At 42.4% G+C, this 15407-nt stretch carries 17 protein-coding genes; 4 read left to right on the forward strand and 13 right to left on the reverse strand.

The genetic code is table 11. From position 1 onward, the window contains the following. Positions 1 to 63: 63 nt before the first annotated feature. The 10 genes from BWP33_RS03055 to BWP33_RS03105 all read right to left on the reverse strand — a co-directional run bounded on the left by BWP33_RS03055 (position 64) and on the right by BWP33_RS03105 (position 6351). Positions 64 to 825 carry a phage tail tube protein gene (locus tag BWP33_RS03055; RefSeq protein ID WP_002642874.1) on the reverse strand — a complete coding sequence of 254 codons (762 nt, stop codon included), beginning with the start codon at positions 823 to 825 and terminating at the stop codon, positions 64 to 66. 3 nt (positions 826 to 828) lie between these two features. Beyond that, complete coding sequence (locus BWP33_RS03060) at positions 829 to 1290, reverse strand: phage tail terminator protein (RefSeq protein WP_002642875.1); 462 nt, start codon at positions 1288 to 1290, stop codon at positions 829 to 831. Continuing rightward, complete coding sequence (locus BWP33_RS03065) at positions 1290 to 1778, reverse strand: phage virion morphogenesis protein (RefSeq protein ID WP_002642970.1); 489 nt, start codon at positions 1776 to 1778, stop codon at positions 1290 to 1292. The genes BWP33_RS03060 and BWP33_RS03065 overlap by 1 nt, the downstream gene beginning before the upstream one ends. Beyond that, positions 1759 to 2202, reverse strand: a complete 444-nt coding sequence (locus BWP33_RS03070; protein WP_002642877.1) for a gp436 family protein — start codon at positions 2200 to 2202, stop codon at positions 1759 to 1761. Before BWP33_RS03070 ends, BWP33_RS03065 begins: the two co-directional genes overlap by 20 nt. Next, on the reverse strand, positions 2202 to 3203 hold the full coding sequence (locus tag BWP33_RS03075; RefSeq protein WP_002642878.1) for a major capsid protein: 1002 nt from the start codon (positions 3201 to 3203) through the stop codon (positions 2202 to 2204). Before BWP33_RS03075 ends, BWP33_RS03070 begins: the two co-directional genes overlap by 1 nt. Before the next feature lie 185 nt (positions 3204 to 3388). After that, complete coding sequence (locus BWP33_RS03080; RefSeq protein ID WP_002642879.1) at positions 3389 to 3751, reverse strand: hypothetical protein; 363 nt, start codon at positions 3749 to 3751, stop codon at positions 3389 to 3391. A gap of 31 nt (positions 3752 to 3782) precedes the next feature. Continuing rightward, entirely contained in the window at positions 3783 to 4625 is an 843-nt protein-coding gene (locus tag BWP33_RS03085) for a hypothetical protein (RefSeq protein ID WP_211206399.1), read from the reverse strand. A gap of 278 nt (positions 4626 to 4903) precedes the next feature. Continuing rightward, positions 4904 to 5404, reverse strand: coding sequence for a DUF3164 family protein (locus BWP33_RS03090; RefSeq protein ID WP_425319632.1), 501 nt, complete (start codon positions 5402 to 5404; stop codon positions 4904 to 4906). Positions 5405 to 5532: 128 nt separating this feature from the next. Beyond that, positions 5533 to 5928: a hypothetical protein gene (locus tag BWP33_RS03095; protein WP_002642967.1), complete on the reverse strand. Its 396-nt coding sequence runs from the start codon at positions 5926 to 5928 to the stop codon at positions 5533 to 5535. Positions 5929 to 6105: 177 nt separating this feature from the next. Continuing rightward, positions 6106 to 6351, reverse strand: a complete 246-nt coding sequence (locus BWP33_RS03105) for a helix-turn-helix domain-containing protein (RefSeq protein WP_002642965.1) — start codon at positions 6349 to 6351, stop codon at positions 6106 to 6108. 143 nt (positions 6352 to 6494) lie between these two features. Here BWP33_RS03105 and BWP33_RS03110 point away from each other — a divergent pair, with 143 nt between their 5' ends. From BWP33_RS03110 to BWP33_RS03125, 4 genes are all read left to right on the forward strand, one after another. After that, positions 6495 to 7187: a S24 family peptidase gene (locus tag BWP33_RS03110; protein WP_002642964.1), complete on the forward strand. Its 693-nt coding sequence runs from the start codon at positions 6495 to 6497 to the stop codon at positions 7185 to 7187. A gap of 431 nt (positions 7188 to 7618) precedes the next feature. After that, the gene (locus BWP33_RS03115) at positions 7619 to 9250 is read left to right on the forward strand and encodes an inorganic phosphate transporter (protein WP_002642963.1); all 1632 of its coding nucleotides are present in this window, start codon (positions 7619 to 7621) and stop codon (positions 9248 to 9250) included. A gap of 291 nt (positions 9251 to 9541) precedes the next feature. Next, entirely contained in the window at positions 9542 to 10255 is a 714-nt protein-coding gene (pyrH, locus tag BWP33_RS03120; RefSeq protein WP_040629524.1) for a UMP kinase, read from the forward strand. A 261-nt stretch (positions 10256 to 10516) separates the two neighbouring features. After that, positions 10517 to 11488 carry a putative transporter gene (locus tag BWP33_RS03125; protein ID WP_002642961.1) on the forward strand — a complete coding sequence of 324 codons (972 nt, stop codon included), beginning with the start codon at positions 10517 to 10519 and terminating at the stop codon, positions 11486 to 11488. Positions 11489 to 11519: 31 nt separating this feature from the next. Here the strand turns inward: BWP33_RS03125 and BWP33_RS03130 are convergent, their stop codons facing one another. The 3 genes from BWP33_RS03130 to BWP33_RS03140 form a co-directional block, all read right to left on the reverse strand. Beyond that, the gene (locus BWP33_RS03130; RefSeq protein ID WP_002642960.1) at positions 11520 to 11957 is read right to left on the reverse strand and encodes a DUF4189 domain-containing protein; all 438 of its coding nucleotides are present in this window, start codon (positions 11955 to 11957) and stop codon (positions 11520 to 11522) included. A gap of 102 nt (positions 11958 to 12059) precedes the next feature. Further along, a complete protein-coding gene (locus tag BWP33_RS03135; RefSeq protein WP_002642959.1) occupies positions 12060 to 13616 on the reverse strand; it encodes an L-lactate permease in 1557 nt (518 codons plus the stop codon). Positions 13617 to 13854: 238 nt separating this feature from the next. Further along, positions 13855 to 15297: a LutB/LldF family L-lactate oxidation iron-sulfur protein gene (locus BWP33_RS03140; RefSeq protein ID WP_002642958.1), complete on the reverse strand. Its 1443-nt coding sequence runs from the start codon at positions 15295 to 15297 to the stop codon at positions 13855 to 13857. Positions 15298 to 15407: the final 110 nt, after the last annotated feature.

Consider the following 15407-nt stretch of genomic DNA (forward strand, 5'->3'; position numbering starts at 1 on the left):
GGCAGTTATTTAAGGCAGCCTGAAACCCAGTTACCCAGTTTTCAGGCTGCCTGAAACGCCTATTTAAGCGTTAAACTCTTGATAAGAATATGGTACTTTGTTGCCATCTACGAGTACCGCCGTTCCTGTGAATTCGGCTTTGGCGAAATCATCGCTTAACCAGTCAATTTCACTGTTTGGCGCAACCACCATGCTGGGAATGTGTAAAATGAAGTTTTTTTGACTGGCGGCGTTGTAGCCGTCTAACCAAAATTCAAAGTCATAATCCGTTTCGGTGCTGGCTTCAATCTGAATCCCACCGCCTGCACGGGTTTTGTACGACACTTTAATCTCTTCGCCCACATTAATTGAATCGGCTTCAGGCGACACTTTAATCCAACCCAAATTATCTTTTAATTCAATGTATTCAGATTTAACGGCTTGTCCTGCTGCGTTTTTGACTTTCACGCTGTCGCGGTCAATATTCTGTTTTGCCAAATCCAGCCATGCGTCCTTAGCGGTTACGCGCACCACTTCATCGGCTACGTTGGCGGCTGCCGTGTCCAATTCAATGGATTTACCCGACAAAGCCATCCCCAAAGTCAATTTGTTGAACGTGTCCGAACCGAACGCAATTTCGGTTGCATCTTTGATGGTTACGCTGTCCAATGCGTTGCCTGCGCTTTCTTTCATGCGCGATTTGCGGACTTTGGTTTCAGCTTTACTGGTTAATTTCAATGAAATCAAGTTGCCAATTTGCTCTTTCATGCTGCCCAAAATGCGGCGGTTACGAACATAGCCCGTCCCGACCAGCAGCAAACCATTATCATTGTCTTGTTTTGTCATGTGTTAATCCTTTGAATAATTAATTAAAATTTCTGTCTCAAAACGCAACGGATACAACGCAAAATTGTCATAATACAGCGGCTCAACCGCCTGAACTTCATCAAACGGCGTAATCGTCATGGGGCGTTGGTCGGCGGTTTCAGGCTGCCAACCTTGCAAACTCGCGCAAATTCGGTGCAACATCTCGCCTGTGGCGATGTCCTCATGCGGCACGTCAACCGCACCATAAAATTGTTTAGCTAAAATCACACTAAAACTTAAGCGTTTCTTTTTCATGCGTTTGTTGCCAGCCGTTTGGTTAATCGGCGCGTAGCCGTCCAAACCCACGTATAACGCGTTGTCTATTGGCTGAATGTCGCGTTGCTCCAACAATTGCGCCAATTCTTGAATGGATTGAACCGTGTGAACATCAGGCAAATCCGCCAGCCGCGCCTTGAGTAATGGCAAAACAGCAAATAAATTCATCAACTTTGCTCCCATTGTTCGCGTACAAAATCGTGCAATAAATCCACAATATCCGCGCTATCTTGCGCCGACAGCCCAAACATCGGACGCGCCACCATGCGTTTTGTGCCAAATTGATGATGCGGCGCGTACACCACATTTGTGCCGACTTGCGCCAAATTGGCTGTGGCATGGCGCGTCAAACTGCGCAACAAACGTGATGAATCACGCATTAACCGTTCTTTAGAACGCGGTTTGAGTGCCGCAACATAGCGTTTTTTGTTGCGTTGGCGGTAAATCGGTTTGGCGTAAGCGCGTTGGGTACTGGGTGTCCAGTTTGCCCAACGTGAGCCATCGGGCGCGGTTTTGGTTTCAAAGCGTTTACGCGTAGAGTTTTCCAGTAGCGTGGCAATACCGCGCATCAACGGACGCGTGTTTTTCAGGCTGCCTGAAAGCTGGCGCAACGCTTGTCCGATGTTCCCCAAATCATCAGAAGTGATTGTTAACATCTTTCCAGTCCTTTAATTCATTCGGGATAACAGCCATGCCACCACTTGCCTTGACTTCTTCCACGCCGTCTGCATCAAAACCCAAAATAGACGGATTTTTTATCAGCAACTTAAACCACGCTATCGCGTTGTCATAACGCTTTTGCACCACATCAGGAATGCCGTTTTCATACAAATACCAACGACATACATCGCACGTTTTAACCACCAACGCGTAAGGAACTGGCGCAAAAGGCTGCCTGAAACCTGCTGCTCGCAAATAGCCGTTGACTTCCGCTTCAGCATCGTTGAGGGCTTTTTGCAGCACGTCAGGTACGATTTCGCGCTTGGCGGTGCGGTCGGTTAAATTAACCAGCTCACGCTCGCCAAAGCGTTGGACTAAATCGGCTTGAGTAATCAGGCTGCCTGAAACCGCATTCATCATCACACCGTCAAAATACGAATCAAATCAGGACGCAACGCAATCGGCAACGGATTAGACTGGCTACGCAAACTCACACCTAAATCATGGTTACCGCCCAATTTGTCCATCGTTGAGTAATAAGGCAAAGCTTTAGTATTGACAGCCGCCGCCATGTCCGCAGGCGCGAAATATTCCAGATACAATTTTTTGCCCACAGGAATCAAAATCGCCTGATTGGTGGCAATTTTCGCGCCTTTGCTACCAAAATTCCCTGTGTATTCAATGAATTTAACGCCATTGTGTTCAAATTCAATCGGATTAATGCCGTTGCTCTCGCGATACACCGCACCATCACGAAAGCGCGTGTACAACGGTTCAATGCTTTTGTGATACTTGAGTTCAGTTAAAAATTTTGAACCACACAAAGCCACAAACCCCGTAACCGCCGCTCCTTTGAATCCTTGACGCAATTCCGATAGCATGGTGTCCATTTTTAAGCCCACTTTCGTGTCATCTTTGCTCAAGTCAAAAGAGATTTCAGCAGGACGCTTCAAGCCAAATTTGTCATATAAATCATGAATAACCGTGCCATCTTTGTCTAAAATTTTGCCTTGCAACGCGCCCAGCATTAAATGCTCACGTGTCATTTCTAATTTCAATTTGGCATTGTTTTGGTATTCGGTGATGACGTTTTTAAAATTGGTTAATTCGTTGCCGCCAAACTCGCGAACATCTTGATAATCTTCTGCTAAGATGTTGTCCGTTACCGTCAAATGCGTGGCTTCAAAATATTCGGCTTTTCGTTGAGACGCGTCGGTTGCCTCGCCGCCCAATTTGCCACGTGCCGAATTTTTAACAATAGACAAACCGCTTTCTTTGTATTCAATCATCGCCACTTTTTTCGTGCCGTAGTACGGCTCAAAAATCCCCAATTCGCGAATTTGCGTAGGAGTCGGCTCAATTTGATTGATGGCTGCGGTTAAATTTTGGGTGCTAAATGCACTGTTATGGGTTACACTCATTGTATTGATTTCCTTTTTAAATTAAGAACCTGTATTCATAGCCAACGTGAAATGGATTTTTGTTCCAGTTGGTACGACTGTCAGGCGAATTTCATGCTAATAGCGTTCCTATTAGCGTGAAATTCAACGCAACAGGCGTGCTAAATGGCGCAAAAAGACATCGCGCTTGGCTGTGAATGCAGGTTCTAAGGTCTTGGCGTGCCACGATACATCACGCCGTAGTTATCGCCAGCTTTTTGCAAAGCCTCAAGCGCATCGTGATTGCCAACAGACATCACATTGCCCTCTACGTCAGAGTGCGCCTCAACAGCAAAGGCTGCCTGAATCTCACTCATCGGCGTATATGCCAAATTGATGATGCAATTGTGCGGTTGAATTTGTACCGTGCCATTACGCTCATCAGTCAGCGCAACCAATTTTTGACCACGCAACGGATAATCCACCAGTTGACCAGCTTTTAAACCTGTTGTGGCTGGCACTTCAATTCGCGTGATAGATGAGACTTCCGCAATCAAAATATCACTGACTTTCAAACCTAAAACTTCCATGTTTAAACCCTTTTTAAATTCACATTAAAAATCAAACCATCGGATAACCGCCCAAAGCTGTGGGTTTGGTTTCGGCGGATAACTTCAGGCTGCCTGAAGAGTCGGGTTGATGCTTGTCTGCGGTCAAAGATTCGGGCAATGACGGCTTAGTGGACGGTGCAGTCAATTTCAAATCGCCCACCAACGCATCCAGTGCTGCATCATCATTCAACGACAACAACACGTTGTACGTCTGCTTGGTAATGCCAGCAAAACCATGCTCGGCTGCCTGAAAACCAGCCGCTGATAATTTTTTATCGACTTGGTTTTTCTTGAGAACTTTGGCTAATTCGGCTTTGGTTTCCGCCAATTCTTTTTTTAAATCATCAAATTGTTTTTGTTCTTCGGGAGTCATGTTGGGTGCATCCTTTGTTTGAGTAGGAGGATTTTTGGAATCAGATAAATGCAAATTAGGCGAAAATTCCGTGCCGTCCGACAACATCAAGGCAGACGTATAGGCATCTGCACCCACCGCCACAAACGACACTTCACGTACCATGCAATCACGCAACACCACAATTGGCGCGGCAAGAGTTTGTCCGTTAACGACAATTTCGCCTGACGTGATTTTTTCTTGTCGGGCGGATTGGATTCGGGCGGACATTTCCCATGGATAGCCTTCGCTGGCGGTTTGTGCGACATGGTTGCCGTGTTCGGTTGACAATAGCGTCCCTGTGATGTGCAAGCCCGATGTCCCTAAATTAAGGCTTGCCACACCTGTTTTGCGGTCGGAGTCGTGTTCCAATAGGACACCGATTGGGTTACGGTATTGGATATTGGACAAGTCCACCACATAACGCTCGCCATATTTGCTAAAAGGCTGAAATCTTTGCAAAACCCAAAAATTAACCTAAATCTCGTCATTCCCGCGAATGCGGGAATCCAATAGCAAAATTTAGATAATTGATTTTATTTGATTGATTAAAAATCTATTTAAGATTAAAAATGGATTACCGCCTGCGCGGTAATGACGACGGATAGTTTTGCAAAGGTTTCAGCCTGAAGAATTGGCAATATCTTTTGCATCAACATTAAAATTGGTCAGCATATCCAGCCAAGCAATCAGCAAGCAAATCGCAATCAACGCATAAATTTTATGTTTTCATACTAATCTCACAATTTCGCAAAATCTAGGTTAATTAAAATATATTCGCCTGTTTCATCATCACGTTCGTAAAAACGGACGTATTCGCGCGTTGTTTGAATATGTAAGCTGTCTGAAATGGCTTGCATGGCGCGTTGCCATTTTTCGTCTTGAATATCATGTCGGCGCAAGGCTAACACTTTAACGGTGTTGATTTTGCCTTCTTTGTCCACGTCAAATGCTGCCTGAACAATCAATTTCAGTTCGCTACGACTGTTTTCTGACCACTCATTTAAGCATTCATCAATGAGTGCTTTAGCGGCATAAATGCGTTCATCAAAATGTAGCTTGTCTTGCATGGCAATTTTAATTTGATATTTGCCATCAAAGCTGCACAAAGTAGCATTACCTTTTACGCTACGCTCTACGCCGTATTGTTCCACACTCAAATCAATGAATGCGTGAACATCTGTCATGATTTCGCTTTTTAAATCAGACAATAAAACATGTACAGGACGAATTTTGGCAATGGCTTAAAGGACAAAATCATCACGCGCCAAATCAATTGGTTTGATGTTTTTTACGGGGACTAAATTACCTTTTGCATCGGTACGGTATTCATTTAAGTTAATGTGACTCATGGTCTTTTCTTTCAAAATCAGGAAAAAATTTTACAATTCAATTTCTGAATCATGCTTTGATTTAATTGATGTCGCGCTTGCTTTTGTTCGGGGCTAGGCGAGATAAACGGTTCGGGCGGTTCACGCGCCACCGCAGACGGTGCGACAATCGGTGCTGTTTCGGCTGTCGATTCGGATTCAGTATTTTGAAATGACTGGACAATTTCCAATGCCTCCAGCAACAAATCATGCGAATCAAGCGGTGTTTTCAGGCTGCCTGAAACAGGATTTTTTATCACTTGCGGCAACTGTTCCAAAAGAACATTTGCTTGTCGCTCCAAAACAATTTGATGCACATCATTGGGTAACTCATTCACGATAAAGCGTTTTAACTTACCACCACGTCCAAACCGTTTTGTTAAACAAATGCCCAACAACCTTTTTTGGCTTGATACTCAATACCTTGCTTGCTTTTAGGTAAGCAAGGCAGTTGCATGGCAAACAATTCAGCAGAAGAAATCGTATTCATGATTTTTTTCCAAAATGATTGCAATAATACGGTAAACTTTTGTACAATTCGTTTTACAAAAGCATTTGTATTGCTCAAACGTTTAAACGGAGTGGCTTACAGAATTTTCATCATAACGACTGGGCCAGATTTCATGTGGCTTTAAGCCCAGTGCGTCAGCAATGATTTTCTCACCACGTGGGTATTTGAATTGCAAAGTACTTATTAAAGTATTGGGACTTAGCTCAGCTTCTACGGAAAATTTTCGTACAGACTTACCCCGTTTTTTCAGAGCAGCCACAATATCAGCGCGATGCCAATCTCGGTTATCAGCGTTTTTTTGTGTCATGTGTTTTACTCCATTTACTAAGTTATTTGGCTTAGCGTTTTTACTAAGTGAATGGAACAATACTAAACAAAAAAGATTGTCGCAACTTTTTTGTTTAGTCTTTTGTTTTAATCTGCGACAATTAAACAAAAGTGGAGAGTGATGTGAAATCATTTGCGGAGCGATTAACTTTTTTGTGGAACGATGCCAAACCCACTCAAATCGCTAAAGATTTAAATTTATCCATCAGTGGGGTATTGCGTATCATTGAAAAAGACACAATCCCTAAAGCAGATACATTGATTTTAATAAAAAAATTAAAGAATTGTGATTGGGAATGGTTAATGACAGGAGAAGGTGAGCCTTTCCCCAATTCAACTGACAAACCCATTTTTTGGAAAAAGCCAACTGACACAAAAGGCAATGTGATTGATATAGAAGAGTTTGTTTTTATTCCATATTATGATATCCAAGCAAGTGCAGGTAGTGGCTTATGGGCAAATGATGAAAAGCAGAAAAACAGCTTAGCTTTCCGCCGTGATTGGCTAGGCACTTTTGTCAGCAGAAACTTTGAACAACTCTCTGTTATTTCAGTAAAAGGGGACAGTATGTCGGGGGTACTGGAAGACAGGGATACCATTTTAATAGACCACACGCAAACCCAACCACAAGACGGTTTATTTGCATTGCGAATTGGTAGTGATGTTTTTGTCAAACGTGTTCAACGCTTTCCAAATAGCTTATTTATCAAGAGTGCCAATCCTGAATATGAACCTTTTGAAATTAATTTATCAGAAGAAACAGATGAAAGCATAGCAATCATTGGTAAAGTCGTGTGGCTTGGTCGCCGCATTTAAAAAATTAAAGCACGTTTAAAAGGTGTTTAAAACCTGATTAAAACGTGCTTAAAATTCTTTAAAAAGCTGATAATTTTTTCATCAAAATATGTTCATTTTTTCGCATTTTTGACAAAAGCTGATGCAACTGGTTTAGCGCGACAAATTGGGCGTGAGCCTTGTATTCATCAAGTGTTCACGCAAATTGAATCGCGATTTGCACCTATGCAAAAACTATCACTACCCCACAAAACGCACCTTAAGATGGCTTTTGCAGAGGTTTCAGATTGTTTTTCAGGCTGCCTGAAAGGATTTTATTAGTTAAAATTTAAATAAAATCATATGATTAATTTCATTTTGTGAATTGTCATAAAGTTGTAGCATTTGTTTGCTAGACTGAATCATGACCATCAAACAGTCATCATACAGTTCAAAACTTGGAGATTTTAATAATGAAATCCACTGCGATTGCGTCCAATGGTTTGATTCACGAGGGACGTCCGAATTTAGACCACAAGCCTAGCAAATTAACCATTTTCACTTTCGTTTCACTGATGATTTTTGGCTTGGGTTACATGATTTACAATTTAACTCATGACATTACCGCCACGTTAGAAAGCCCAACCACATTAATTCCTTATGTATTATTAGGTGTTGCACTGTTGATTGCGCTTGCATTTGAATTTGTCAATGGTTTCCATGACACCGCCAATGCAGTCGCTACCGTAATTTACACTCATTCTTTACCTGCAACCACGGCGGTGGTGTGGTCTGGTTTCTTCAATTTTTTAGGGGTATTGGCATCAAGTGGCTTGGTGGCATTTGGGATTATTGCGCTGCTGCCTGTTGAATTGATTTTACAAGTTGGGTCGGCGAGTGGTTTTGCGATGATTTTCGCATTGTTGATTGCAGCGATTTTGTGGAATTTAGGAACGTGGTTTTTTGGGCTGCCTGCATCGTCTTCTCATACTTTAGTGGGTTCTATTGTGGGAGTCGGCATTGCCAACGCTTTGTTACACGGTCGTAGTGCAACGGCTGGCATAGATTGGGCGCAAGTGGAAAAAGTGGGGGCAGCGTTGTTGATTTCGCCTATTTTTGGTTTGGGTTTGGCGGCAGCGGTCTATTTTCTGATGAAAAGATTGTTTGCCAAACGCCCCGAATTGTTTGAAGCTCCCGAAGGCGAACAACCTCCACCTTTGTGGATTCGTGCATTGTTGATTTTAACTTGTACGGGGGTATCATTTTTTCATGGCTCAAATGATGGACAAAAAGGCATGGGTTTGATTATGCTGATTTTGGTGGGCGTTGTGCCGATGACTTACGGTTTAAATCACGCGATTTCTACCGAAGAAAGTGCCGAATTTGCCGCTTTAGCGCAAGTAACTGCACAAGAATTGCGCCAAATTCAAGTACCCAATACCACATTGATGTACGACCAAAGTCGCAATGTTTTGACCACTTATTTACGCGACAAACAAATGAATCCAAATGTTGTGCCTGCTTTGGCAAACATCATTGAAAATATTGGCGAACAAGCACGCGTTGAACCCGATATCAAACAATGGAACAGCAAAGTAGTGGGCAATATTCGCAACAATATGTATTTAACTTCCGAAACCATCAAACATTTAGAAAAAAGCCAACCACAATTGTGGCAAGGTAAAGTCAAAGAAGATGTCGACGCATTCAAACGCAATATGGATAAAGCCACAAAATTTATCCCGACTTGGGTTAAAGTGATGGTGGCGTTGGCGTTGGGTTTGGGGACGATGGTGGGTTGGAAACGCATCGTGGTAACAGTCGGCGAAAAAATTGGCAAATCGCATTTGACTTACGCGCAAGGTGCATCGGCAGAATTGGTTGCGGTGTCTACGATTGCGGCAGCTGACGTATTTGGTATGCCTGTTTCTACCACACACGTTTTGTCGTCTGGTATCGCGGGTACGATGGTGGCAAATAAAGCAGGTTTGCAAAAATCTACCGTGAAAAATTTGTTATTGGCTTGGGTTTTGACTTTGCCAGCGGCGATTTTGTTGTCGGGTTCGTTGTTTTGGCTGTTTAGCAAATTGTTTGTCGCTGTTTAAATTCATGTGAATATATGGTTGTTTAAAATAAAAATTGGGTAAAGTGAGATAACGCGTCCAGAATGACTGGGCGCGTTATTTTTTCAGGCTGCCTGAAAAAATATTATGTTAATTTGATTAGCCGAATATCATTAGGGGGTATAATCTGCGCTATTTAAAAATATATGGTCGTTTAAAATGAAAATACGGCTTGTCTGTTGCCTTGTGTACGAGATGTACACATGGGTCGCTTTGTCCTATTTATTTTAATTTACCATGCAGTTTGTTCAAGAAGAAAGAAAGACTATCAAAATGAGCTTAAAATATAAACGTGTTTTATTAAAATTATCTGGCGAAGCCTTGATGGGAAGCGACCCTTTTGGCATCAATCGTGAAACCATTATGCAAATGGTTCAACAAGTTAAAGAAATTGTAGAATTAGGAGTAGAAGTCGCCATTGTGGTGGGTGGTGGCAATATTTTCCGTGGCGTGTCCGCACAAGCAGGCAGCATGGACAGGGCAACTGCCGATTATATGGGTATGTTGGCGACCGTTATGAACGCGCTGGCACTCAAAGAAGCTTTGGAAAGTTTGGGTACTAAAGCGCGTGTGCAATCTGCGTTAACCATGCAACAAGTTGCTGAAGCGTATGCACGTCCAAAAGCTTTACAGTATTTGGAAGAGGGCAAAGTTGTGATTTTTGCGGCTGGTACAGGCAATCCGTTTTTTACCACCGATACTGCGGCTGCTTTGCGTGGCGCAGAAATGCAGTGTGATGTGATGCTCAAAGCCACTAACGTGGATGGCATCTATACCGCTGACCCGAAAAAAGATCCATCGGCTACGCGTTATCAATCGGTTACGTTTGATGAAGCAATTAAGAAAAAATTGAAAGTGATGGATTCTACTGCGTTTACCTTATGCCAAGAACGTAATTTGAATATTGTGGTGTTTGGTATTCAAAAAATGGGTGCATTAAAAAGTGTGGTTTTAGGCGAAGATGAAGGCACTTTGGTTCATAATTAAGTCTATTCCATATATTTAAAGGCAGCCTGAAAAAGATACAGTGGATTGAAATACAATGATACAAGACAACCACGTTCACCACGTACGAATAGTGCATAAGGACGTGAGCAATGCGTAGCATGACTGTTTCAATTCACTACTATTTGTTTTCAGGCTGCCTTTTGTCGTTGTTTAAAATGAAAAATACGATTGTGTTGTCCTCTTTTTGTTTTAAACGATTGTAGTTGAATATGCGTATTTTATGAATGGAAATAAATCATTATGTTTAAGAGTTTTTTTGGGAATAGAAAATGGTGGGCGTGGTCGCTGGGTGGTTCATTGATTATTTTATTGGCAACTTGGTATCGTGTGGAATTGGACGTACAAATCAATCAATGGTTTGGCGAATTTTATGACACGATTCAACAAGTTTTGAAAAAGCCCAATAGCATGACGTTTCCTGATTTTATGAAATTATTGCTGAAGTTTGCGCAAATTGCGGGTATTTCCATGATTGTGGCGGTGTTAGGGGATTTTTTTGGGCGACATTATATTTTTCGTTGGCGCGAAGCCATGACCGAATATTACCAATCTCATTGGGAAAAAGTGCGCCATATTGAAGGCTCTTCGCAACGAATTCAAGAAGATACTATGCGTTTTGCCAAAATTATGGAAACACTGGGCGTGAGTTTTTTGCAAGCCATTTTAACTTTAATTGCGTTTTTGCCGTTGCTGTGGGAGTTGAGCAAACAAGTTACGCAAATGCCGTGGATTGGGTATGTTGATCATGCGCTGGTGTATGTAGCATTGTTGTTTTCGTTGGCTGGGACGGTGATTTTGGCGGTGGTGGGCATAAAATTACCGGGGTTGGAATTCAATAATCAGAAAGTGGAAGCGGCGTACCGCAAAGAATTGGTGTTGGGCGAAGACCATATAGACCGCGCACAACTATCAGTTTTAAAAGATTTATTTGAAGATATTCGCAAAAATAATTATCGTCTGTATTGGCATTATATGTATTTTGATTTGGCGCGTTGGTCATATTTGCAATTTGCGGTGATTGTGCCATATATCGCGCTTGCACCGAGTTTGTTGATGGGTTTGTTGACATTGGGCACGTTGCAACAAATTGTTCGCGCGTTTAATAAGGTGCAAGATTCATTTCAATTTTTGGTGCAATCGTGGACCACAATTGTGGAATTGTTGTCTATTTACAAACGATTAAAAGGTTTTGAACAACAAATTCGCGGTTAATGTGTTTTCAGGCAGCCTGAAAATAAAAAAATCACTCATACATTTGTTTATCGGTGCAATACACGGTTTCTATTTCACAACGCGCAAACCAGCCAAATTGTTTGCGGCAAGCTTTGCTAGCAAGTTTGGCAACTTTTTGAAATTTCGGATGGATACTGATGACAATATTATCCGGCGACATCAAACCACGTTTACGCGACCACGCTACCGCCGCACAAGTATCGTGTAATGGGGTGATGGAAAAACAACCAGATTGTCCATTTTTCAATGACTTATCCTGCTTACTACAAAATTGTTCTATTTCGGCGCGAGCATCTTCACGGTTATTGTTTTCTTGGGTGGTTTTGGTTTCGGGAACGGTAAGCGGGTCATTTGGATTATGCCAAAAACCCAAATAGCCATGAGTTTCTGCCACAGCCAATGGCGAAACGGCGCATAAAAGCAAGCAAAAAATACAGCGTATCATCATTTTATTGTACTGAATTAAAAACAAATTATACAATAACAGGTAGCCTGAAAACAGCAAATTTGTTTTCAGGCTGCCTGTTATTTGGCTATGGATTATTGTTGATTACAACGCCAATGTCGTAAAACAATATACCGTAATTCCCGCAATAATCACATACACCGCTGCATAAGGCATCGCAGAACGCAAGAACGCCCCTTCTTGACCTTGTTGTTCACACGCTGCAGTAGCAATCGCAATGCTTTGTGGCGAAATGATTTTGCCGCCAGTTGCACCCGCTGTATTCGCTGCTGCCAGCCAAGCTTTATCCATGCCCAATTGGTCGGCGACAGACGCTTGCAATTTGCCAAACAAAATATTAGATGACGTGTCGCTACCTGTCGCAAACGTACCAATCGCACCCACCAACGGCGCAACCAATGGATACAACGTACCCGTTGCATCAACCAAACCTTTGGCAATTACCGCAATCATGCTGCTGTGGCTCATAATCGCGCTCATTGCCACCAAAGAAATTACCGTAATGCCCGAAGATTTCATTTTAATCAAAGTTTGACCCAAAATTTGGAATAATTTGCTAGCTGATACGCCTTGCACCAAACCACCGATGAATGCACCCAAAAACAACATCAAACCCGCATTAGACAACCAACCAAAACTGAATGCTTTGCCTTCGGCATAAATTGGTAAATGAATTTTGCTAACCAAAGTGGATTTCAAAAACGCACTAATTGGACCAGATAAAGGGCTTGCCATGATGATGAAAAATAAGATAAATCCATATACTGCCCACGCTTTTGCCATTTGTTTACCTGTAATGACTTTGTCGGCAGGGGTTTCTTTTTTCTCGGTTAATTTGGCGTACAACACGATAAACACAATACACGCAATGCTACCCAAAATTGCAGGTGTTTCCGCGCCGATAAAATACGCTGACACAAATTGCACCGCCAACGACAAACCACCTACCACAGCTGACAAAATCACGTTTGGCAAGATGTATTTTTTCGCGGTATCGGTTAAAGTCAAAATCACAAATGGCACAAGGAACATCAGTAAGCCCAATTGAATGACCACATCTCCTGCAATTGCATGAGTTTGTTCAGCGGTAACTGTTGAACCAAATACTTCTTTTGCTAATGTAATCACTGGAATACCCACCGCGCCAAAGCCTGTCGCCACGCTGTTACCAATCAGTGAAACCAACGCCGCAAAACGAGGTGAAAAACCCAAACCAATCAAAATCGCCGCAGGAATTGCCACCGCTGTACCAAAACCAGCCATGCCTTCCAGCAAACCACCAAAGCCCCACACAATTAACAAAACTTGAATGCGTTTATCGCCTGAAATATTGGTAAATTGTTGTTTAATCACTTCGATTTGTTTGCTTTCTAACAATACATTGTAACTGAACAACGCCATCAAAATCACGATTAAAATTGGGAATACTGCTTTTAAAATACCTTCCACAAATGCCCAGCCAACATACCCAGCGTTATAGCCTTCGGGTGGCGTGAACCCCGCCAGATTGGGTACAGCGAAAATCGCAATCAAAACAGCTGACAACACTGCCAGCATCGCACTGTGGTCGCCACGCATTTTGAAGCCAATCATCAACACAATCAGCAACAAAATAGGAAAAATAGATAAGAAAATACTCATGGTTATCTCCAAAGTAAGAGGATATGTTAGACTTGTGCAGTCGTTTAAATTAAAAATACTACCGAGTTGTCCGCTTCTTTATGTAACCAGATGTACACGGCGGTTGTAGTCGTCTTGTCCTATTTTTATTTTAAACGGCTATATATTAATGTTTTATTTTCTATTTAGAAAAAATATTTTCAGGCTGCCTGATTCATTATTTTACCAAAAAGGCAGCCTGAAAAATGACGGCTATCCATTAATTTTTATTGGCTAATTTTTCTTTCATTAATTGATGCAATGTTTTTTCAGCAGGTTTCATGGGAACGTGATTTTTCGTCCAATCGAATTGCCAGCTTGGTGTTAAATTACGGAATTTGGTAATTGTCCAACCCAATGCCATGTACGATTTTTTACCCGAGAACAAACCATCAAAAATACGCCAAGACAATTGTTCACCCAATGAATGTGATGCACCTTGCCCTTTGATTGGATGTGGGACAACTTCATCGGGACTGCGTTGCGCTTCTACGCGCAAACGTTGCATTTGTTCGGTAATTGGAATTTTCACAGGGCAAACTTCCACGCACGCGCCACACATTGAGCAAGCAGTTGGCAAATCACGCGTTTTGTCCAAACCCAACAAATGGGGCGACAAAATTTCGCCAATAGGACCAGGATAAGTTGTACCATACGCCGCTCCACCCACACGCGAATACACAGGACAGTGATTCATACATGCACCACAACGAATACATTGCAAGGTCTGGCGCATTTGCTCTTCAACGTAGGCTTGAGTACGACCGTTGTCCAACAAGACCAAGTGCATTTCTTGTGGGCCGTCTAATTCTTCGCTACGGCGTGGACCTGTAATCATGTTGAAATAAGTTGTGATGTTTTGACCAATTGCGGTGCGTGGCAATTGGCTGTATAACGGCACCACGTCGGTTAATTTGGCGACTACTTTCTCAATGCCTGTAATCGCGATGTGAACAGGCGGTACGCTGGTTGTCAAACGTCCGTTGCCTTCATTTTCTACCAAACACAACGTGCCAGTTTCTGCAACAGCAAAATTTACACCACTTAAGCCCACGTCTGCGGTGCGATAAATATCGCGTAACGCCATACGTGCAAAACCTGTTAATTTATCCACATCATCGGTTAATTCGGTACCAATATTTTTATGAAATAATTCACTTACTTGCTCTTTGGTTTTGTGAATGGCGGGCATCACGATGTGAGTGGGTTTTTCACCGGCCATCTGCACGATGTATTCACCCAAATCGCTTTCAATCGCTTGAACGCCATGGTCAGCAAGGTAGTGATTTAATTCTACTTCTTCGCTAACCATGGATTTGCCTTTGACCATTAATTTACCTTGATGGTCGCCAATGATGCCATGAATAATTTGGCAGGCTTCTAAAGGCGTTTCTGCCCAATGCACTTTGACACCCAATTTGGTTAAATTGCTTTCCAGTTGTTCCAGCAATTCAGGCAGCCTTGAGAGTGAGCGTTTGCGGACGTGTGAACACAAATCGCGCAATAATTGCAATTCGTGTTCATCAGACAAAACAGCTTTGCGTTTAGTCATCAGCATATCCATTGCGGTACGTAGACTTTTACGCAGTGGTTTGTCTGCTAAGGCAACTTCAGCATTTTGCTTGAAAGTTTCGGGATAAAAATGAACGGTTTGTGTTGTCATTATATTCTCTCTTTACTGTTTTTATTTTTAGGGGAAGTCTGCATGCGTATTTTCAGGCTACCTAAAATATGAAAACTGTCTTTGTATTGTTTTTCAGGCTGCCTGAAAGT

Origin of the sequence: Simonsiella muelleri ATCC 29453 (assembly GCF_002951835.1) — a bacterium.
GTDB classification, from domain to species: domain Bacteria; phylum Pseudomonadota; class Gammaproteobacteria; order Burkholderiales; family Neisseriaceae; genus Simonsiella; species Simonsiella muelleri.

Bases quoted from the DNA above. Each gene is read 5' to 3' on its own strand.
- BWP33_RS03065 (WP_002642970.1), bottom strand. From the start codon at position 1,778: ATGTTAACAATCACTTCTGATGATTTGGGGAACATCGGACAAGCGTTG.
- BWP33_RS03115 (WP_002642963.1), top strand. From the start codon at position 7,619: ATGAAATCCACTGCGATTGCGTCCAATGGTTTGATTCACGAGGGACGT.
- BWP33_RS03080 (WP_002642879.1), bottom strand. From the start codon at position 3,751: ATGGAAGTTTTAGGTTTGAAAGTCAGTGATATTTTGATTGCGGAAGTC.
- BWP33_RS03130 (WP_002642960.1), bottom strand. From the start codon at position 11,957: ATGATGATACGCTGTATTTTTTGCTTGCTTTTATGCGCCGTTTCGCCA.
- BWP33_RS03075 (WP_002642878.1), bottom strand. From the start codon at position 3,203: ATGAGTGTAACCCATAACAGTGCATTTAGCACCCAAAATTTAACCGCA.
- BWP33_RS03070 (WP_002642877.1), bottom strand. From the start codon at position 2,202: ATGATGAATGCGGTTTCAGGCAGCCTGATTACTCAAGCCGATTTAGTC.
- BWP33_RS03140 (WP_002642958.1), bottom strand. From the start codon at position 15,297: ATGACAACACAAACCGTTCATTTTTATCCCGAAACTTTCAAGCAAAAT.
- pyrH (WP_040629524.1), top strand. From the start codon at position 9,542: ATGAGCTTAAAATATAAACGTGTTTTATTAAAATTATCTGGCGAAGCC.
- BWP33_RS03135 (WP_002642959.1), bottom strand. From the start codon at position 13,616: ATGAGTATTTTCTTATCTATTTTTCCTATTTTGTTGCTGATTGTGTTG.
- BWP33_RS03125 (WP_002642961.1), top strand. From the start codon at position 10,517: ATGTTTAAGAGTTTTTTTGGGAATAGAAAATGGTGGGCGTGGTCGCTG.
- BWP33_RS03060 (WP_002642875.1), bottom strand. From the start codon at position 1,290: ATGAATTTATTTGCTGTTTTGCCATTACTCAAGGCGCGGCTGGCGGAT.
- BWP33_RS03105 (WP_002642965.1), bottom strand. From the start codon at position 6,351: ATGACACAAAAAAACGCTGATAACCGAGATTGGCATCGCGCTGATATT.
- BWP33_RS03055 (WP_002642874.1), bottom strand. From the start codon at position 825: ATGACAAAACAAGACAATGATAATGGTTTGCTGCTGGTCGGGACGGGC.